General features: G+C 50.6%; 20 protein-coding genes and 1 tRNA gene. 11 read left to right on the top strand and 10 right to left on the bottom strand.

From position 1 onward, the window contains the following. Positions 1–24: 24 nt before the first annotated feature. Both H4F65_RS10810 and H4F65_RS10805 read left to right on the top strand, forming a co-directional pair. The gene (locus tag H4F65_RS10810; RefSeq protein ID WP_010282991.1) at positions 25–1,248 is read left to right on the top strand and encodes an anaerobic sulfatase maturase; all 1,224 of its coding nucleotides are present in this window, start codon (positions 25–27) and stop codon (positions 1,246–1,248) included. Between the two features lie 56 nt (positions 1,249–1,304). Beyond that, the gene (locus H4F65_RS10805) at positions 1,305–2,999 is read left to right on the top strand and encodes a sulfatase family protein (protein WP_010282994.1); all 1,695 of its coding nucleotides are present in this window, start codon (positions 1,305–1,307) and stop codon (positions 2,997–2,999) included. 74 nt (positions 3,000–3,073) lie between these two features. Here H4F65_RS10805 and H4F65_RS10800 read toward each other — a convergent pair whose 3' ends face one another. Then, positions 3,074–4,462 (bottom strand): glycoside hydrolase family 1 protein, encoded by a 1,389-nt coding sequence (locus H4F65_RS10800; RefSeq protein WP_010282995.1) that lies wholly within the window; start codon positions 4,460–4,462, stop codon positions 3,074–3,076. A 295-nt stretch (positions 4,463–4,757) separates the two neighbouring features. Further along, positions 4,758–5,522: a type 1 glutamine amidotransferase domain-containing protein gene (locus H4F65_RS10795; RefSeq protein WP_010283001.1), complete on the bottom strand. Its 765-nt coding sequence runs from the start codon at positions 5,520–5,522 to the stop codon at positions 4,758–4,760. Positions 5,523–5,701: 179 nt separating this feature from the next. Between H4F65_RS10795 and H4F65_RS10790 the strand changes: the two genes are divergently transcribed. Further along, the gene (locus H4F65_RS10790) at positions 5,702–6,604 is read left to right on the top strand and encodes a LysR family transcriptional regulator (RefSeq protein WP_010283002.1); all 903 of its coding nucleotides are present in this window, start codon (positions 5,702–5,704) and stop codon (positions 6,602–6,604) included. 8 nt (positions 6,605–6,612) lie between these two features. Here the strand turns inward: H4F65_RS10790 and H4F65_RS10785 are convergent, their stop codons facing one another. Both H4F65_RS10785 and H4F65_RS10780 read right to left on the bottom strand, forming a co-directional pair. Continuing rightward, the gene (locus tag H4F65_RS10785) at positions 6,613–6,984 is read right to left on the bottom strand and encodes a YebF family protein (protein WP_010283004.1); all 372 of its coding nucleotides are present in this window, start codon (positions 6,982–6,984) and stop codon (positions 6,613–6,615) included. A gap of 75 nt (positions 6,985–7,059) precedes the next feature. Continuing rightward, positions 7,060–7,135 (bottom strand) — tRNA-Ile (locus tag H4F65_RS10780). Positions 7,136–7,275: 140 nt separating this feature from the next. Between H4F65_RS10780 and mug the strand changes: the two genes are divergently transcribed. Continuing rightward, complete coding sequence (mug, locus tag H4F65_RS10775; RefSeq protein ID WP_010283006.1) at positions 7,276–7,779, top strand: G/U mismatch-specific DNA glycosylase; 504 nt, start codon at positions 7,276–7,278, stop codon at positions 7,777–7,779. Positions 7,780–7,876: 97 nt separating this feature from the next. Here mug and rpoD read toward each other — a convergent pair whose 3' ends face one another. The 3 genes from rpoD to rpsU all read right to left on the bottom strand — a co-directional run bounded on the left by rpoD (position 7,877) and on the right by rpsU (position 11,991). Next, entirely contained in the window at positions 7,877–9,712 is a 1,836-nt protein-coding gene (rpoD, locus tag H4F65_RS10770; RefSeq protein ID WP_010283007.1) for an RNA polymerase sigma factor RpoD, read from the bottom strand. A gap of 154 nt (positions 9,713–9,866) precedes the next feature. After that, positions 9,867–11,621, bottom strand: a complete 1,755-nt coding sequence (gene dnaG, locus H4F65_RS10765; RefSeq protein ID WP_010283008.1) for a DNA primase — start codon at positions 11,619–11,621, stop codon at positions 9,867–9,869. A gap of 154 nt (positions 11,622–11,775) precedes the next feature. Beyond that, the gene (gene rpsU, locus H4F65_RS10760) at positions 11,776–11,991 is read right to left on the bottom strand and encodes a 30S ribosomal protein S21 (protein ID WP_001144069.1); all 216 of its coding nucleotides are present in this window, start codon (positions 11,989–11,991) and stop codon (positions 11,776–11,778) included. A 227-nt stretch (positions 11,992–12,218) separates the two neighbouring features. Here rpsU and tsaD point away from each other — a divergent pair, with 227 nt between their 5' ends. Continuing rightward, the gene (tsaD, locus tag H4F65_RS10755; RefSeq protein ID WP_010283009.1) at positions 12,219–13,232 is read left to right on the top strand and encodes a tRNA (adenosine(37)-N6)-threonylcarbamoyltransferase complex transferase subunit TsaD; all 1,014 of its coding nucleotides are present in this window, start codon (positions 12,219–12,221) and stop codon (positions 13,230–13,232) included. Positions 13,233–13,342: 110 nt separating this feature from the next. Here tsaD and argR read toward each other — a convergent pair whose 3' ends face one another. Beyond that, entirely contained in the window at positions 13,343–13,813 is a 471-nt protein-coding gene (gene argR / locus H4F65_RS10750) for a transcriptional regulator ArgR (protein ID WP_010283010.1), read from the bottom strand. A gap of 470 nt (positions 13,814–14,283) precedes the next feature. Here argR and mdh point away from each other — a divergent pair, with 470 nt between their 5' ends. Beyond that, positions 14,284–15,222, top strand: coding sequence for a malate dehydrogenase (gene mdh / locus H4F65_RS10745; RefSeq protein ID WP_010283011.1), 939 nt, complete (start codon positions 14,284–14,286; stop codon positions 15,220–15,222). Positions 15,223–15,291: 69 nt separating this feature from the next. Here mdh and H4F65_RS10740 read toward each other — a convergent pair whose 3' ends face one another. Beyond that, positions 15,292–15,555 (bottom strand): helix-turn-helix domain-containing protein, encoded by a 264-nt coding sequence (locus tag H4F65_RS10740; RefSeq protein ID WP_010283012.1) that lies wholly within the window; start codon positions 15,553–15,555, stop codon positions 15,292–15,294. Positions 15,556–15,742: 187 nt separating this feature from the next. Between H4F65_RS10740 and H4F65_RS10735 the strand changes: the two genes are divergently transcribed. Then, positions 15,743–16,129, top strand: a complete 387-nt coding sequence (locus tag H4F65_RS10735) for a DNA-binding protein (protein WP_010283013.1) — start codon at positions 15,743–15,745, stop codon at positions 16,127–16,129. A gap of 248 nt (positions 16,130–16,377) precedes the next feature. Beyond that, complete coding sequence (locus tag H4F65_RS10730; RefSeq protein WP_010283015.1) at positions 16,378–16,752, top strand: DNA-binding protein; 375 nt, start codon at positions 16,378–16,380, stop codon at positions 16,750–16,752. 78 nt (positions 16,753–16,830) lie between these two features. On the opposite strand, the gene ispB is transcribed toward H4F65_RS10730, so the two are convergent. After that, positions 16,831–17,802, bottom strand: a complete 972-nt coding sequence (gene ispB, locus H4F65_RS10725; protein WP_010283025.1) for an octaprenyl diphosphate synthase — start codon at positions 17,800–17,802, stop codon at positions 16,831–16,833. A 256-nt stretch (positions 17,803–18,058) separates the two neighbouring features. Between ispB and rplU the strand changes: the two genes are divergently transcribed. From rplU to H4F65_RS10710, 3 genes are all read left to right on the top strand, one after another. Then, complete coding sequence (gene rplU, locus H4F65_RS10720; RefSeq protein WP_010283026.1) at positions 18,059–18,370, top strand: 50S ribosomal protein L21; 312 nt, start codon at positions 18,059–18,061, stop codon at positions 18,368–18,370. Positions 18,371–18,389: 19 nt separating this feature from the next. Further along, positions 18,390–18,647 (top strand): 50S ribosomal protein L27, encoded by a 258-nt coding sequence (gene rpmA / locus H4F65_RS10715; protein WP_005971498.1) that lies wholly within the window; start codon positions 18,390–18,392, stop codon positions 18,645–18,647. An 89-nt stretch (positions 18,648–18,736) separates the two neighbouring features. Further along, positions 18,737–19,699 (top strand): DMT family transporter, encoded by a 963-nt coding sequence (locus H4F65_RS10710; RefSeq protein WP_010283031.1) that lies wholly within the window; start codon positions 18,737–18,739, stop codon positions 19,697–19,699. Positions 19,700–19,736 lie beyond the last annotated feature (37 nt).

Genomic DNA, 19,736 nt, shown 5'->3' with positions numbered 1-19,736 from the left:
CCAGTCAGTTACGTTGAGGTGCCAATGAGTCAGTCTATTGCCAATTTTCAGTTGATGGCCAAGCCTTCAGGATCCGTGTGCAATATCGATTGCTCATACTGTTTTTATCTGGAGAAGGAACATCTTTACCCAGAGCGGAAAAGCCGCTGGAAGATGGATGGCGATACGTTGGAAAACTATGTGCGAAAGAACATCAGCAGCCAGCAGGCACCCGTTGTTGATTTCCCGTGGCAAGGCGGCGAGCCGACTCTGCTAGGCATCGATTTCTTCCGAGAAGCGGTACGGCTACAGAACCAATACCGTGGCGCAAAGCAGATCAATAACTTCTTTCAGACCAACGGCACCAATATTGATGACGACTGGGCGCGTTTTCTGAAAGAGAACCAATTTCTGGTGGGATTATCGATCGACGGTGACCGTATCAGCAATGATGCCCATCGTCTCACGCGAGCAGGGAAAAGCACCTTTGATGACGTGATGAAAGGGCTGGAGGCGCTGAAGCGTCACCGGGTTGAATTTAATACCCTGACGGTGGTGAATGCGGAAAATGTGAAACGCCCGCTGGATGTCTACCAGTTTCTTAAACGTATCGGCAGCCGCTACATGCAGTTCATTCCGCTGGTGGAGCGCCGCGCTGCTCAGCCGGACGATAACGGACTGGTGCTGATTCAGCCGGATTTTTCGGGCCAGTGCAGCGTGACGGAGTGGTCAGTGCCTGCCAAAGCCTATGGCCGTTTCCTGAATACGATTTTTGATTATTGGGTTCAGCATGATCTGGGCAATGTGTTTGTCATGAACTTCGAGCAAACGCTGACCAAAATGACCGGGCAGCTTAGCGCCTGCGTCATCAACGAAACCTGCGGCGGCAACCTGATTGTGGAAGCGAATGGCGACGTGTATTCCTGCGACCATTTCGTTTATCCCGAAAATAAGCTCGGCAATATTAATCAGGACGAGCTGGCGTCGCTGGTGAATTCGCCGCAAAACCTCGCCTTTGGTGAAAATAAGCGAAAAAACATCAGCAAAGATTGCCTGACCTGTGAAGTGAAAGCGGTTTGTCATGGCGGCTGCCCGAAGCATCGGTTTGAAATTTCCCGCGATGGGCGACCGAATAAAAACTATTTCTGCGATGGCTTTAAAACGCACCTATTCCATGTGTTACCACGCATGAATGCCTTGCTCTCTCAATTGGGACGCCAGGAATCAATGAAGAAAATAAGAAGGAATATAAAAGCCGAGTTTTATTAACCGATGCCGAATACTCTTCGAGTGCTCTGGGAAGGGATGGCATAAAAGGAAAAACGATGAAAAGAAACAGACTTCTGGCCGCGATTACGCTAGCCTGTATGCAAGCGGCAGGGGGACAGGCTGCCGCGGGACAGGCTGCCGCGGCGACTTTCCCTGCAACGACTACGCCGTCGGCTGATGGCAAACAACCTAACGTGGTTTACATCATTCTTGACGATCAGCGTTACGACGCGTTCGGCTTCCTGAATTCGGCTATTCACACGCCGAATATGGATAGCATCGCCAAAGAAGGGACGTATTTTAAGAATGCGTTCGTGACCACTTCGCTGTGCTCTCCCAGCCGCGCCAGCATCCTGACGGGGATGTACGTGCATAATCATGGCGTATCGGATAACAATCCGTCCGATCTCTCTCATCTGAATTATTTCCCGGAACTGCTGCGCGACAACGGCTATCAGACCGGCTTCTTTGGCAAATGGCACTTCGGCGGCGCGGATAAAACGGCCACGAAAGGCTTCGCCGGCTTCGATCGCTGGGTAGGGCTGCTGGGGCAAGGCAGTTATTATCCGATTGATAGCTACGGCAAGCCGACCATGCTCAATATTGATGGCAAGATGGTGCCGCAAAAAGGCTACATCACCGATGAGCTGACGGATTACGCCGTAGACTGGCTGAACACGCTCGATAAGAAAAAACCGTTCATGATGTATCTGTCGCATAAAGGCGTGCACTCCGATTTCCTGCCCGCCAAGCGGCACCGTGGCAGCATGAAAGAAGTGACGTTCCCTGTGCCGGATACCTATGCCGATACGCCGGAAAACTATGCCGGCAAGCCGATGTGGGTGAAGAACCAGCGTAACAGCTGGCACGGTGTGGATTACCCCTACAACACGGATATGGATCTTCAGCAGTATCAGCGTGACTACTATGAAACGCTGCGCTCGGTGGATGACAGCGTAGGGCGCGTGCGCGACTGGCTGCAAAAACAGGGGCTGGATAAGAACACCATTATCATGGTGATGGGGGATAACGGCTTTATGTTCGGCGAACATGGGCTGATCGATAAGCGTAACGCCTATGAAGAGTCGATCCGCGTGCCGCTGATTGCCTCCGGGCCGGGCTTCGCCAAAGACAAAGTGGTGGAAGACATCGTCAGAAACATCGACGTGGCACCCACCATTCTGGAAGCCGCCGGCGTTGCCGCGCCGAAGCATTACGACGGGCAGAGCTTCTGGCGTCTGGGGCTGGATGGCTATACCGTGCCGAAGCGCAAAGACTATTTCGTCTATGAATACTTCTGGGAATACAGCTTCCCGCAGACGCCAACCACGTTTGCGATCCGCACACCGGAATACAAATACATCCAATATTACGGCGTGTGGGATAAAGAAGAGCTTTACGACATGCAGAACGATCGGGAAGAAAAGCACAACCTGATCGATTCGACCGATGAGAAGATCGTGAATGTCAAAATCGCGCTGCGTAAAAAGCTGTATGAAGAGCTGAGTAATCGGCAGGGGAAAAATGTGATCCCGTATAATCAACGCACAGGGCAAGGACAGGTCTATCGCTATGAAGGCACCGGTGAGCAGCTTGCGCCGTTCCCGCGCGAATGGCTGAAAGGATATAACCACGAGGAGATTCTCGCCGGATTTATCCCCGATCAGGTCGGTAAAGAAGCGAAGGTGAAAGCGTCGAATGAAGCCGTGAAGAAGAGCGCCCCTCAGCTAAAAGAACTGATGGATAAATAATCCACTGCAATAAATCAGACGGCGCTGTGTGAATACGCCGTCTGATTTTCTCTATCATCTTATGTTCTAAGGGGTTACAGCGATTTTCCGTTGCTGCTAATCACATCCTGATACCAGTAGAAGCTGTCTTTGCGCCGACGCACCAGCGTACCTTTGCCGTCATCATCGCGATCGACATGAATAAAGCCGTAGCGTTTTGACATCTGCGCCGTCCCCGCGCTGACCAGATCGATCGGCCCCCAACTGGTGTAGCCCAGCAGTTCGACGCCATCGTCGATGGCTTCACGCACCTGAATCAGATGGCGACGCAGGTAATCAATGCGGTAGCTGTCGTGAATGCTGCCGTCCTCTTCCACCACGTCGCGTGCACCCAGACCGTTTTCCACGATAAACAACGGCTTCTGATAGCGGTCATACAGCTCGTTCAGCAGGAAGCGCAGGCCTTCGGGGTCGATCTGCCAGCCCCATTCGGAGGCTTCAAGGTGTGGGTTAGGAATCAGACGGATGATATTGCCGCGTGAGGACTGATATTTCTCCGGCTCGAAGGCCGCGCAGCCGCTCATGTAATAGCTGAAGGAAACAAAGTCTACGGTGTGGCTCAGGTCGTCTTTATCCTGTGCGGTAATGGTGAGTTCGACACCATTGTCCCGGAAATAGCGCTGGATCCAGGCCGGATAGGCACCGCGTACCTGCACATCGCCGAAGAACAGCCATTCACGGTTCTTGCTCTGCGCTTCCAGTACATCTTTCGGATGGCAGGTCATGGGGTAGCGCACCGCGCCCAATAGCATGTTGCCGATTTTGGCATCCGGGATAATGTCGTGGCAGGCTTTTACCGCGCGTGCGCTGGCAACCAACTGGTGGTGAATAGCCTGATAAATATCCTGTTTTGAAGGTTCACCGTCTAGCCCGATGCCCGTAAAGGGTGAATGCAGCGCCATATTGATTTCATTGAAGGTCAGCCAGTGCTTCACCTTGTCTTTGTAGCGGCTGAAAACGGTACGGGCATACTTCTCAAAATGGTCGATGACGGCACGGTTGCCCCAGCCCCCCAACTTTTTCACCAGCCCGTAAGGCATTTCATAGTGCGACAGCGTAATCAGCGGCTGAATCTGGTGTTTTGCCATTTCATCGAACAGGCGATCGTAGAAGGCCAGACCGGCTTCACAAGGTTGCGCTTCATCACCTTCTGGGTAAATGCGCGTCCAGGCAATCGAGGTGCGCAACACCTTAAAACCCATTTCGGCAAACAGCTGAATATCCTGCGGATACTGATGATAAAAATCGATGGCCCGATCTTTGATGCAGCTAATGCTCTCATCGCGTTCCGTCACCGGACCATGTACGCCCTGTAGCTGAAGATCGGAGGTCGACACACCTTTACCGTCTTCATTCCATGCGCCTTCAACCTGGTTTGCTGCGACTGAACCGCCCCATAAAAATCCGTCGGGGAATGCTTTCATGGTGTTTCTCCTTATCGTTTTCTACATCATTACGCTGCGTCGGGCTGTGGCTCCGCGCTGGGAACCGCCGGATGACAGGCAAAAAAAAACTTGGGCAGAAGAGAGTATCACTACTCACCTCTGCCCAAGTCTCGCCCGCCATTGGCGGTAACGTCTTGTTAGAACACTATACAACCCTGAATCTCTGCGGCAATGCTCCCGTCTGGTTATGTGACGCGAGTCACGGCATCTCCGCGGGCGTGATTCGCGCCGACAGGCGTTAGGTGTTTTCCCCTAACGCCTGCTGATACGGTAATTACGCTTTCGCTTGCAGCGCCTTGACGACGGCTTCGCCCAGTGCTTTAGCGGATGCCGGGTTTTGGCCGGTGATCAGTCTCCCATCAACGACAACTTTATTTTCAAAGATTGGGGCTTCTTCAAATGTTGCGCCATCCTTTTTCAGTGCCGCTTCAAGTTCAAACGGAACGATCTTGTCGTAATGACGGAACGCTTCTTCTTCCGCGGTAAAGCCGGTAAGGTGGCGGCCTTTAATCAACAGTTCACCATTGCTGAGCTTCACATTCAGCAAGCCTGCCGGACCGTGGCAAACGGCACTGATGATGTCATTTTTCTCGTACATGGTACGCACGATGTTGATTAACTCAGGATTGTTGACGAAATCCCACATTGGTCCATGTCCTCCAACCAGCAGGATCGCGCTATATTTCGCGGGATCGACCTTTGCCAGCGGGATTGAATTAGCCAGTTTGTTGCGGTGTTCCGGGTTAGTCCAGAAATCCAGACTTGCTCGATCTTTGAGATCGAATCCGTCGAACGGAGGCATTCCACCTTTGGGACTGGCGATATCGTAAGGCAGACCGACTTTATCGAACACTTCGACCGGGTGGGTCAATTCAGGAAGCCAGAAGCCGCCAACGAGATCGGGTGTTTTTTTATCCAAACTGGAGACGACGATTAATACCTTCTCTTCTTTCAAATTGGCCTGGGCGAAAACGGGGGAGGCAACGGCAAACACAGCCATCGCGGCGATAAGACCAGCACAACGCTTTATTATTGACATAGAAAATTCCTCAGCAGGTGGTGATGGTCGCCACTATATCCGTGATAATTGGCTGAAAAAAGACGGTAAAAACGGAACGTATTGTTTAAAAAATCGATGTAATCACTTTATATTGCCGTGATAAATTATCGTAAAATGCGTTTTATGATCCCTGTGTTGCATGACGATGAGGAACCCTGATGGGGCAATCCGATAGTTTTGATGGACTGGCAGAATTTCTGGCTATAGCGAAACGCTTGAGCATTCGCAAAGCCGCGCTCGATCTGGGTAAGACGCCCGGATCTGTGAGTTTATCGCTCCAGAAGCTGGAGCATCGCCTCGGCGTGCTACTTTTCCACCGTACGACGCGCAAGATGGCATTGACGGAAGCAGGGGAAGACCTGTTGCTAAGAATCGGGCCTGCGGCACACGTTATCGCAACGGGTTTTGAAGATGTGGCTCAATCGGCAAAAAAACCATCGGGAACGTTGAAGCTGATCGTAGAACGCTTGGCATTGCCCCATGTCATCGAACCCCTTATCCCTGCATTTCGTCAGGCGTGGCCGAATTTAAATATCGATATCACGGTGAGTAATCGTCACGATAACTTCGTCTCTGGAGGCTATGATGCTGGCATCATGATCGGTTCCTATATCGAACAGGATATGATTGCAGTACGGCTCTCCCCGCCATTCAAGTGGGCGGTATTCGGTTCGCCGGACTATTTCAAAGCGAACGGTAAGCCTAAAGCGACGCGCGATCTGGTGCATCACGAATGTATTCGCTTTCGTCGCCCTGAAAAGGGAGATATTTATCGGTGGGAGTTTGTCGAAAATAAAGAAACTGTAAGAGTTGAGCCAGCCGGTACAATTACCGTGAATGATGGCGAGCTTATGCGTAGCCTCGCGGTCAGGAGTGTTGGGCTTATTTACTCATCCACTTTCCATACTTCACGCGAGCTGGCAAACGGCACGCTGGAAGCTGCGTTACTCGATCTCTCGCCGGGAAACGACGGCCTCTTTCTTTATTTCTCAAGAGCCGCGAGGAACCAACCTAAATTGCGCGCGTTTATTGACGTGTGTTCGCAGATAATTAAGACGTGAATGCGTGGCTAATTCATCCTTTGGTCTTTCGAAGCATACTCAACTGAACCTGTTTTACATTCGTACATGGCAAACAGCGAGTGTGTTTTCTGTGGGCCGGAGACGGTGAATGCCAAGAGGTAAACCTCGGGGTTGGATAAGGTAGATGAATCGGCTTTATCAAAAGCAATCACAGGTGTTACTGTGCCGAGGTTTTCGGGGCGGAACTTAACCCAGCGTGGAATGCGGTTTGTCAGGAGATCGTGCTTCACATAGTCGATGGCTTGCTGATACGTCACCTCCAGGCAGGATGGGCTGCTATGCTTGAGGTAATAGTCGTAGCCAGCTAAGGCACTAGCTGCCGCCAGCACGCAACAGATCGCCTTGGTTTTCCATTCCATCCCGCTTCTTCCTGATAAACATAAACCAGCGCCCAAAAATAAAGGAGCTGCGCTATTAACGCAACTCCTTGAATTTGGTGGCCCCTGCTGGACTTGAACCAGCGACCAAGCGATTATGAGTCGCCTGCTCTAACCACTGAGCTAAGGGGCCGAATGGGCGATGATTATACGGTAATGTGCGGGGGGAGGTCTATAGCCTATCTGCCGGGTGGTGGTTTTATACTCAAGATAGCTTGTTGTTATTCTTATCAGAATTTACGATGGCTGTAGTCAACGGAAGTAGGGAAAGACATGATTACCGATATTCTGGCCATAAATCTTCAGGTTGTTTTCTGCGGCATCAACCCCGGGCTGTCGACGGCCCATCACGGTTACCACTTCGCTAACCCCAGTAATCGCTTCTGGAAAGTGATTTATCAGTCAGGCTTTACCGAGCGTTTGCTGACACCCGCGGAAGAACAGCATCTGCTGGATACCGGATGCGGCATCACCATGCTGGTGGAACGTCCAACGGTTGAAGCCACTGAATTGGGGCGAGACGAGCTGCTGCAAGGCGGCAATGCGATTGTTGAGAAGATGACGCACTATCAGCCGCGTGCGCTGGCGGTGTTAGGGAAGCAGGCGTTCAGTCAGGCGTTTGGCATCAAGAAGGTTTCGTGGGGGCGTCAGGAGCATCGTATTGGCGAGACGCAGGTTTGGGTACTGCCGAACCCTAGCGGGCTGAACCGTGCGACGCTGGAGTCGCTGGTGGCGTCGTATCAGGAACTGCATCAGGCGTTGCAGAATAAGGCGTGAAACCAATCTGAGCGTTTTGACGGGCAAAAAATAACCCCGGCGGACCGGGGCTATTTATCATGTAGTTATCTGGAGTGTTGATTAGCTGAGGAGTGAATTAATCATCCAGGAAGCTACGCAGCACTTCGGAACGGCTTGGGTGGCGCAGTTTACGCAGTGCTTTCGCTTCGATCTGACGAATACGTTCACGCGTAACGTCAAACTGTTTGCCCACTTCTTCCAGCGTATGGTCGGTGTTCATATCGATACCGAAACGCATGCGCAGGACTTTTGCTTCACGCGCGGTCAGGCCAGCCAGTACGTCGTGTGTTGCAGAACGCAGGCTTTCCGACGTGGCAGAATCAAGCGGCAGCTCCAGCGTCGTATCTTCGATGAAATCGCCCAAATGTGAATCTTCATCATCACCAATCGGGGTTTCCATTGAAATCGGTTCTTTCGCAATTTTCAGCACTTTACGGATTTTGTCTTCCGGCATCAGCATACGTTCAGCCAGCTCTTCCGGCGTCGGCTCACGACCCATTTCCTGCAACATCTGACGAGAGATACGGTTCAGTTTGTTGATCGTCTCAATCATGTGTACCGGAATACGGATGGTACGCGCCTGATCGGCGATAGAACGGGTGATCGCCTGACGGATCCACCAGGTCGCATAGGTCGAGAATTTGTAGCCACGGCGATATTCAAACTTATCTACCGCTTTCATCAGACCGATGTTACCTTCCTGAATCAGGTCGAGGAACTGCAAACCACGGTTGGTGTATTTCTTCGCGATAGAAATAACCAGACGCAGGTTAGCTTCCACCATTTCTTTCTTGGCACGACGCGCTTTCGCTTCACCAATCGACATACGGCGGTTGATGTCTTTCACCTGCTCGATCGTCAGGCCAGTTTCTTCTTCGATCTGCTGCAGTTTTTGCAGGCTGCGGGTGACGTCTTCTTCAACATCATTCAGCTTTTCAGACCATGGCTTGCCCATGGCGACTGCTGCGGCAAACCAGGTGCTGTTGGTTTCATTGCCAGTGAACATCGTGACGAAGTTTTTCTTCGGCATTTTGCACTGTTCAACACACAATTTAATGATCAAACGTTCCTGAGTACGAACGCGATCCATCATGGAACGCATGCTGTTAACCAGGAAATCAAACTGTTTTGGCACCAGACGGAACTGTTTGAAGACTTCGGACAGATTCAGGATTTCCTGTGCTGCCAGCGCATGGCTACGACCGTGGGCTTTGATAACCTGACGGGTTGTTTCATACTGCTCACGCAGCTCGGTGAACTTCTCACGTGCCAGCTCAGGATCGATGCTGTTGTCGTCTTCTTCTTCCTCGTCTTCTTCTTCCTCGTCGTCATCGTCCATTTCTTCGCTCGAAAGCTCAGAACCAACGTGAGTCGCGGTAGGTGCAATGTCCTCTTCCGCATTAGGATCGACGAAGCCAGTAATCAGGTCGGACAGGCGGCTTTCGCCCGCTTCGACGCGGTCATACTGTTCCAGCAGGTAAGTAATGGCTTCAGGATACTCCGCAACAGAGCACTGAACCTGGTTGATACCGTCTTCAATACGCTTGGCGATATCGATCTCGCCTTCGCGCGTCAACAGTTCAACGGTACCCATTTCACGCATGTACATGCGAACCGGGTCGGTGGTACGACCAATTTCCGATTCAACACTGGATAGAACCTGCGCAGCAGCCTCTGCCGCATCTTCATCGGCATCATTGGTGTTTTCGGCCAGCAACAGATCGTCTGCATCCGGTGCTTCTTCCATCACCTGGATGCCCATGTCGTTAATCATCTGGATGATATCTTCGATCTGATCCGAGTCGATGATATCTTCCGGCAGATGGTCATTGACCTCAGCATAGGTCAGGTAGCCTTGCTCCTTACCACGGGTGACAAGCAGCTTCAGCTGTGACTGCGGGTTTTGCTCCATAAGACGGTATCCACACTTCAGAGTATTTGGGTTGGTGTCGGTCAGCGTAGTTCGCTAACAATAGCATTAGGGGTATTTTTCTTATCGCCGCGGCCCCTGTAGCGGCTCTTTGCAGGGCTCAACCCTGCTATTTATCGGCAATTAAGCCTCTGTATCAGTGTTTTCTGGTCAATGCCAGTTGCAACGACCAAAGCTCTTTTTTTTCTTTGGCGTTGAGCCCATGCGTTCTGTCACGGGCAATCAATGTTTCTTGTCGCTGTTTCAACAGCTGATCGTAGAGCTCTGCCAAACTGATTCTGAACTTCTCGTCGAGCTCTTCCTCTACGATCATATGGTTCCATGAAGCCATAGTTTCAAGCTGCTTGCGGTACTTGCTGTCGCGATATTTTTCCAACAGCAGACCCATGTTCATCCCAGGGCTGGCATTGCAGGTTTTCACCAAGTCCTGAAACAGGGATAAACCCGCCACTTTGTCTTCTTCAATGCCTTCCAGCGCGAGGTCAGGCACCTCTGTCGCCAGTCTTGGGTTTTGTACTAAAAGCCCTATAAGTATACGCATAGTTGTGACTTTTAGTTGCGGCGGCTGGTAGGATTGAGCCTGTTCTGCCACTTTTGGGAGCAGTCTGTCCAACTGGCTGTCGTCCAAAATTCCTAGCTTGTTGCCGAGCTGCTGGCGCAAATACAGCCGCAGCGTTTCTCCCGGAACCTGACCTATCAGCGGCAGTGCCAGTGTGCTGAGCTTGGTACGGCCATCGGGTGAACTCATGTCCACCTGCTGTTGCAGCGTCTCAAACAGAAACTGCGACAGCGGCAGAGCCTGTTCCATGCGCTGTTCAAAAGCGACTTTGCCTTCTTGACGCACCAGCGTGTCGGGATCTTCACCGTCCGGCAGGAACATAAAGCGTAGCTGGCGGCCATCGTTCAAATAGGGTAGCGCAGTTTCCAGCGCGCGCCATGCCGCTTCTCGTCCGGCACGGTCTCCGTCGTAACAACACACCACCAGATCGGTGGCGCGAAATAGTAACTGAATGTGATCGGCGGTCGTGGAGGTACCCAGCGATGCCACCGCATAATCAATACCAAACTGCGCCAGCGCCACCACATCCATATAGCCTTCAACAACCAAAAGTCGTTTGAGTTCTGGATGATTTTGCTGCGCCTCATACAGGCCGTACAACTGACGACCTTTATGAAAAATTTCTGTTTCCGGCGAGTTAAGGTACTTTGGGGTACCGTCGCCTAATACACGTCCGCCGAAGGCAATCACTCGTCCCCGTTTGTCGCGGATGGGAAACATCACACGCTCGCGGAAGCGGTCATACGTGCGGCCCTGATCGTTAGTCACCAGCATGCCGGCATCGTTCAATGTGCTGCGGTCATCATTATTGCGGCCAAAGCGTTTTAAAACGTTATCCCAGCCGGGCGGGGCGAAGCCAATCGCAAAATGGCTGATCACTTCTGCACTTAAACCGCGCTGTTGCAGATACTGCAACGCTGGCGTACCGACTGATTGGCTTAGTGCTTGTTGATAGAACCCACTGAGCTGTCCCATCAATTCGTACAGACTTTGCCGTTGGTGACGCTCTAACTGGGTTGGGCCAGTGCCGGTTTCATAAGGCACTTCGAGGCCGTATTGAGTGGCAAGTTCTTCAATGGTTTCAACGAATTCTAGACGATCGTAATTCATCAAAAAGTCTATGGCGTTGCCGTGTGCGCCACAGCCAAAACAGTGATAGAACTGTTTGTCACCGTTTACGGTGAATGAGGGGGTTTTCTCGTGATGGAACGGGCAGCACGCATGATAGTTTTTGCCCTGCTTTTTCAGTTTGACGCGCGCGTCAATGAGATCGACGATGTCGGTGCGAGCCAGCAGGTCATTAATAAATACGCGTGGGATTCGTCCAGCCATAAGCCCCTGGTGTATACCCTTCTGTAAGGTGGTTACATTGGATATAGCTTATAAACGACAACAAGCCGCGCTTCCTTTCGGAAAGCACGGCCTTACGTATGCAACTGCTAAGTCTGCGGATTAATCACGCGTTGGAGGGAAACCCTCCTGAAAATTAATACAGACGAGTGCGGCGTGCGTTTTCTCGAGCCAATTTCTTCGCGTGACGTTTCACTGCAGAAGCTTTAGCGCGCTTACGTTCGGTCGTTGGTTTTTCATAAAACTCACGACGACGAACTTCAGCCAGAACGCCTGCTTTCTCACAGGAACGTTTGAAGCGACGCAGAGCTACGTCGAACGGCTCGTTTTCACGTACTTTAATTACCGGCATGTGCCTCTCACCTCAATAAATTCGGTTTGCCGCTGGCCTTGTGCCAGCCTTTTCAAAATGGTGCGGAATTCTACTGCAAACGTGACGCCTTTGTAAAGCATTGCGGTGATCATAAAACACCCAACCGCGGCCAGAGCAGAAATCAGGCCGCTTATGGTAGACTATCCACAGTTTGAAGCAAGCGACATTCAACGGACGCTTGTATCGTCATCAAAGTAGGAACAGCAATGCGCGTATTGGGTATCGAAACATCCTGTGATGAAACCGGCGTGGCCATTTATGACACAGAGACCGGTTTGCTCGCTAATCAGTTATACAGTCAGGTCAAATTACATGCTGATTACGGCGGCGTAGTGCCTGAGCTCGCCTCACGCGACCATGTGCGTAAAACGGTTCCGTTAATTCAGGCGGCGCTGCGCGAAGCTGGGCTACAGGCTGACGATATCAATGGCGTGGCTTACACCGCTGGCCCAGGTTTGGTCGGCGCGCTATTGGTGGGCGCGACGATTGGTAGGTCATTGGCATTCGCTTGGGGTGTGCCGGCGATTCCTGTGCATCATATGGAAGGGCATTTGCTGGCCCCGATGTTGGAAGATAACCCGCCAGCGTTTCCTTTCGTGGCGCTGCTGGTTTCTGGTGGCCATACGCAGCTCATCAGCGTGACGGGCATTGGTGAATATCGCCTGCTGGGTGAGTCGATTGATGACGCGGCGGGTGAGGCGTTTGATAAAACGGCGAAATTGCTGGGATTAGATTATCCCGGTGGCCCAATGCTGTCGAAAATGGCGCAGGCGGGGGATTCCCAGCGTTTCACGTTTCCGCGCCCGATGACCGATCGGCCGGGGCTGGATTTCAGCTTCTCTGGGCTAAAAACGTTTGCGGCTAATACGATTCGTAGCAACGGCGATGACGATCAAACGCGTGCCGATATTGCTCGTGCCTTTGAAGATGCCGTTGTAGATACGCTGGCGATAAAATGCCGTCGCGCGCTGGATGAGACAGGCTTTAAACGACTGGTCATGGCAGGGGGAGTAAGTGCAAATCGGACGCTGCGTCAGCGCTTAGGTGAAGTGATGGCGAAACGCGGTGGTGAAGTGTTTTATGCACGCCCCGAATTCTGCACAGATAACGGCGCGATGATTGCTTATGCGGGCAGTGTTCGTCTGGTTCATGGCGCGAGCCAGACGCTGGGCGTATCCGTTCGGCCACGTTGGCCATTGGCTGAATTGCCTGCAGTGTGAGGCGTTAAGCGCAATAGTTGCTACGTGTAGCGGGTCTACACGTAGCGGAAAACGTAGTAAAAAACACGTAGCATAGAACGAATGACAAAAAGCGGCAGCGGACGAGCGGGTTATAGCTCTTGTTCGAATAGCACCAGAATAGCTTCGTAGAGTTGTTTGACGCTGAAGCCTCTTGCCGGGGTGGTAAAGATGGTGTCATCACCCGCGATGGTGCCGAGAATACCTTCTGACTTCCCAAGTGAGTCCAGCAGGCGAGCAATGAGCTGCGCGGCTCCAGGGCTGGTATGGATCACGACAACGGCATCATTGTAATCTACGTCCAGCACAAGGTTCTTCAGCGGGCTGGACGTCGTCGGGACGCCAAGCTCAGCAGGGAGACAATACACCATCTCCATTTTGGCGTTGCGCGTGCGCACAGCACCAAATTTCGTTAGCATGCGTGACACTTTGGACTGGTTGATGTTTTCAAAACCTTCGTCTTGCAATGCCTGAACAATTTCACTTTGAGAACTAAACTTCTCTTCCTTTAACAGCGCTTTGAACGCTTTAACGAGGTCTTCTTGTTTTGTCGAATTTCGCATTCTGCACCGGATTAATTGTTATGGTTAATCTTCCTATTATGCAGTTGTGTGAATTTTTATGCAATTAAATCGCGTATAATTCCAGTCCCTTTCACCAGATATGCGTTAGTCGCTGTTTTCAAAAAAAATCGACTCTCGGGTAGTCCGAGAAATGCGTCCTGCGTCACATAAAAGTAAATCAAATGTTATCAGAATGATGTTGTTTGGACGCCATCGATCGGTGTAATGTAGCGCACAGGTTAATCGCACGTGAATGAACACCGCGTTATAGCTCAATAGCTTATTAACTTTACTTACCTTTCAAACGAATGGTCGTTTTTGATTTATTATTAGGGACATAGCGTATTTTTTTGTCTCTCATGTCATTTGTAGAAAGATAAGTAGGTTGCTCGTATCCCCATTTTTACATTCTGTTTATAACCAAATGAATTCACGGCACTTTTTTATTTTATGATAATAAGGAGTTTAGGATGAAAGTTGCAGTTCTCGGAGCAGCAGGTGGTATCGGTCAGGCACTCGCACTCCTCCTCAAAACCCAGCTTCCTTCAGGTTCAGAACTATCCCTTTACGATATCGCCCCAGTAACGCCGGGTGTTGCCGTCGATCTGAGCCATATTCCTACAGCAGTGAAGATCAAAGGCTATAGCGGTGAAGATGCTAAACCAGCGCTTGTTGGTGCAGATATCGTGCTGATCTCCGCAGGTGTGGCACGTAAACCTGGTATGGATCGTTCCGATCTGTTCAACGTCAATGCTGGCATTGTGCGTAATCTGGTTGAGCAAATTGCGGTTACTTGTCCGAAAGCCTGTATCGGTATCATCACCAACCCGGTGAATACGACCGTTGCCATTGCAGCCGAAGTGCTGAAAAAAGCGGGCGTATATGACAAAAACAAACTGTTCGGCGTCACCACGCTGGATATCATCCGTTCCAACACATTCGTTGCTGAGCTGAAAGGCAAACAACCGCAGGATATTAATGTACCCGTTATCGGCGGACACTCTGGTGTGACGATCCTGCCTCTGCTGTCTCAGGTATCTGGTATCAGCTTCAGCGAGCAGGAAGTGGCCGATCTGACCAAGCGTATCCAGAATGCGGGCACCGAAGTTGTTGAAGCCAAAGCAGGTGGCGGATCGGCTACGTTGTCGATGGGTCAGGCTGCGGCACGTTTTGGTCTGTCTCTGGTTCGTGCGCTGCAAGGCGAAAGCGGTGTAGTGGAATGTGCATACGTTGAAAGTGATGGTAAATATGCCCGCTTCTTCGCTCAACCGATTCTGTTAGGCAAAGACGGCGTCGCCGAGCGTAAAGACATCGGCACATTAAGCGCTTTTGAGCAAAATGCGCTTAACAGCATGCTGGATACGCTGAAGCAGGATATTGAGCTAGGCGAGACGTTCATCAAGAATTAATCATTGAGAGTCTTGTAATACGTGACGTTGAATAAAAAGCCGGAGATTGATATCTCCGGCTTTTCTTTTTTAATCGGGACGGATGAGTCTTTTTCTGTCGATAAGCTCATTGGTTTCTGGATTGTAGTACCGGCTGGGCCAAATCTCTGAGGGGTGAATACCTAGCGCATCGGCAATAAGCCATTCCCCCTTGGGCCAAGGGCGTGAGAGCGCATTAGCTAACGTCGATGAGCTTAATCCGGCCGCTCGCGATACCGCCGCCAGCGTCGTGTTTTTCTTGCGCAGTGCAGCAATGATATCAGCGGGATGCCAGTCTTGTTTCCTTAAAATCATAATCCTTCCCTTATTTGCTATAAGACGACTGTCGATTAGTGGTATAAATAACGGATGTTAGTTATATGCCGAACTAACATGACATTATTATTTGGAAATAATATAGCATTAAATTTCTTTAAAATTCTCAATTAATTTCCAAATAAGCGCGTTTTTGTTAGGGATGGCACTATCAGGATGAAAGGCAATGAAAAAAGAGTGGTTTGCTACCAGCGAATTGGTTGGAGTCGGCGGCCTTCCGAAATCAAGACAAGGATTAAATAAGCGCGCCCGCGAGGATGGATGGGAGAAGCGTCGCCGTAAAGGCGTCCAGGGAAGAGGAGTGGAGTACTCAATTCACAGCTTGCCGGATACGGTAAAGAAATCCCTATTACTCGAAATCGAGCCTTCCGCCTACTCGGCGAAACAGCCTGCGGCACTGGCCGTCTGGATGCAGATTTACCAGCAACTGTCTGAAAAAGAAAGAGATGATCTAATCGCTTATATTCTGCGAGTCGGGGTGTCCTCCACGCTGAGCCAGTTGGGTATTACGCCATCGGATGAGGAGCCAATCTCATCAATAGAAATTGACTGAGCTACCGAGGGTGAACTCTTAGATTGCTGACGTTAGTGTTAAAAAATAACCTGCATTTTCTTTCGCTTTACCGTATTGCTTCTGGCAGCGATGTTTCAGCATCGCGCTGGATTTAATCATTTCTTTATTACTTAGGTGTGTCGGTAACGCGTAAAAGTTAGCGGTTTAGGTAATTATAGTCTATTATATGGAAACTTTTGGGCGAGTTGACGTAATGCCTGTTCAAAACAAACAAGGGAGTGACGAGTATGGACAAAGAATGGTTTGCAACAAGTGAGCTGGTTGGCGTAGGTGGATTGCCTAAGTCGCCGCAGGGGTTGAACAAGCGGGCGCGAGACGACGGTTGGGAAAAGCGCAGGCGGAAAGGGGTTCAAGGGCGCGGTGTCGAATATTCTATTCGCAGTTTGCCGAACGAGGTCAGGAACTCTCTACTAGTAAAGGAGAATCCGCCAACCGAATATTATCGTATCGATAATGAGCCGACCCTGCTGTCATCGTGGGTGCATATTTTCCATCAACTGTCCGTTGATGAACGAACCCGGCTGATTAATTTCATCTTGCGTGAAGGGACAATAGCGATGCTGTCTCGGCTGGATGATGTCACAATCGACCAGACTGCTTAAGTCTGGCGAACGAGTAGCGCTGCAAGGCAGCGCTACTTATGAATCAACGATCTTATCAGATAAGTACCTTACACCACGTTAGAAATCGCGCTGTACGGCTAAATGGGCAAGGCCTTCGAGCGCCATACGGTATGGTGTTTCCGGCAGTTGCTGTAGTGCGCTAATTGCCTTATCTGCCTCTTCTTCGGCGCGTTGACGCGTATAATCAAGTGAACCGCATTGCTGCATGGCGGAAAGAACCGGTTCCAGCAGATGACGCCCGTTTCCTTCTTCAATGGCCTTGCGAATCAGCGAGCTCTGTTCTGCATTTCCATGACGCATCGCATGCAGTAACGGCAGCGTTGGCTTACCTTCATTGAGGTCATCGCCCGTGTTTTTACCCAGCGTTTTGCCGTCTGCGCTGTAGTCGAGCAGATCGTCAATTAACTGGAATGCGGTGCCTAAATAGCGGCCATAGTCCTGAAGCGCTTTTTCTTGCTCTGGCGTCGCACCAGCAAGGATGGATGAAGATTGCGCTGCGGCTTCAAATAAACGCGCCGTTTTACTGTAAATAACGCGCATATAGCTTTCTTCCGTGATATCCGGGTCGTTACAGTTCATTAGCTGCAAGACTTCGCCTTCAGCAATCACGTTCACCGCTTCTGACATCAGCGCCAGCACACGTAACGATTCGAGGCTGGTCATCATCTGGAAGGCGCGTGTATAGATGAAATCCCCAACCAACACGCTTGCTGCGTTCCCAAAGGCGGCATTTGCTGTCGCTTTACCCCGGCGCATGTCGGACTCGTCTACCACATCATCATGTAGCAGCGTTGCGGTGTGGATAAATTCGATCAGTGCGGCGACAGTGACATGCTTATCACCGTTATAGTCGAGGGCTCTGGCTGCAAGTACAGCAATCATTGGGCGTATACGTTTCCCACCACCGCTAATGATGTAGTGTCCAAGCTGGTTTATCAAAACGACGTCGGAATTCAGCTGTTCAAGAATGACGTTATTAACAGCTGCCATATCCTGTGCAGTCAATGCTGTAATTTGTTCTAGATTCATGGTTTGTGCCAACGTATGTCTTCAACACTGCCGTAAGATTTCTGTTGCATATCGGCAAGACGGAACTTATTGCGCCGATTGTACTTGAAAAATGAGAGAGATAAACGGCAGTTGATACGTTGTATTCTTTTTCTTCACATCCGTTGATTATGCACTTGTCATCCTCAGTATTTTTGCGTAGAATTCGCGCCCTATTATGAATATTTATAGCGCGCTCTGAAACCTATTAACGGGTGCGCGGAAAGCGGAGTTTTATATGTACGCAGTTTTCCAAAGTGGTGGTAAACAACACCGAGTAAGCGAAGGTCAAACCGTTCGCTTGGAAAAGCTGGACATCGCAACTGGTGAAGCCGTTGAGTTTGACCAAGTTCTGATGGTTGCTAATGGTGAAGAAATCAAAATCGGCGTTCCTTTCGTCGATGGCGGTAAAATCAAAGCTGAAGTTGTTGCTCATGGTCGTGGCGAAAAGGTGAAGATTGTTAAGTTCCGTCGCCGTAAACACTACCGTAAGCAAGCAGGCCACCGTCAGTGGTTCACTGACGTGAAAATTACCGGCATCAGCGCTTAAGATTAGGAGAGCGGATTAAATGGCACACAAGAAAGCTGGCGGTTCAACCCGTAACGGTCGTGACTCTAACGCACAACGTCTGGGCGTAAAACGTTTTGGCGGCGAAAGTGTTCTGGCTGGTAACATCATCGTTCGTCAACGTGGTACTAAATTCCACGCAGGAACTAACGTTGGCTGCGGGAAAGACCATACTCTGTTTGCTTTGACTGATGGTAAAGTTCAGTTTGAAGTTAAAGGCCCGAAAAACCGTAAATTTATCAGCATCGTTGCTGAATAATTTTTCGCGTTAGGTCTTACGGATTTAAGCCCCGCAATTCTTTGCGGGGCTTTTTACATTCTGATTCTGAGTAAACCATCTGGATAAGTATGAATACTAAACAACAGACGGGTATCGGTTTGTGTCTGGCGCTCACTACGGCTGTTTGCTGGGGGGCGTTACCGATAGCCATGAAACAGGTTCTGGTAGTGATGGAACCTTATACGATTGTTTGGTATCGCTTTTTTATCGCATCGATTGGGCTCGGTATTATTCTTTCATCCCGTAAGACGTTGCCGCCAATGCGGGTTTTCCGGCATCGGCGTTGGTGGGTTCTGCTACTGATTGCGACGGCTGGACTACTGGGTAACTTTGTTTTCTTTAGCTCGTCTCTGCAATATCTGAGTCCGACAGCGTCTCAGGTTATTGGGCAACTTTCCCCTGTAGGCATGATGTTCGCCAGCGTACTTATCCTAAAGGAAAAGATGCGCGGCACGCAGGTCATTGGCGCGATCATGCTGATTTGCGGTCTGATCCTGTTCTTTAATACCAGCCTGATTGAGATTTTTACCCGACTGACTGACTACACGCTGGGCGTGCTGCTGGGTGTTTGCGCCTCGGCAGTATGGGTATCCTATGGTGTTGCGCAGAAAGTTCTATTGCGACGTCTGACATCGCAGCAGATTCTGTTTCTGCTATATGTGCTGTGCGTCGTCTTTATCACGCCTTTTGCCAAGCTTGAGGTTATTTTTCAACTGAGCAACTGGCAGCTTATTTGCCTGCTATTTTGTGGTGCGAATACGTTGATTGGCTATGGTGCGCTGGCGGAGGCAATGGCTCGCTGGCAGGCATCACAGGTTAGTGCGGTCATTACGTTGACGCCGTTGTTTACGCTGCTGTTTTCCGATCTACTGGCATTAGGATGGCCGACTTTCTTTGCTGCGCCAGTACTGAATTGGGTCGGTTATGTGGGAGCCTTTGTCGTTGTTGCTGGCGCGATGTTTTCCGCTATCGGGCATCGCCTCTTACCCGGCAAGAAAGAGCCCGTGCCGCCACTGATGGTGCAGAAGTAACCTAAAAGAAAGCGTATTGCAGCGGTCACGGTCGCCT

Source organism: Pectobacterium brasiliense (assembly GCF_016950255.1).
Classification (GTDB): Bacteria; Pseudomonadota; Gammaproteobacteria; order Enterobacterales; family Enterobacteriaceae; genus Pectobacterium; species Pectobacterium brasiliense.
The sequence above is the reverse complement of the archived record's forward strand: the minus strand, read 5'-3'. Positions and strand labels throughout refer to the sequence as shown.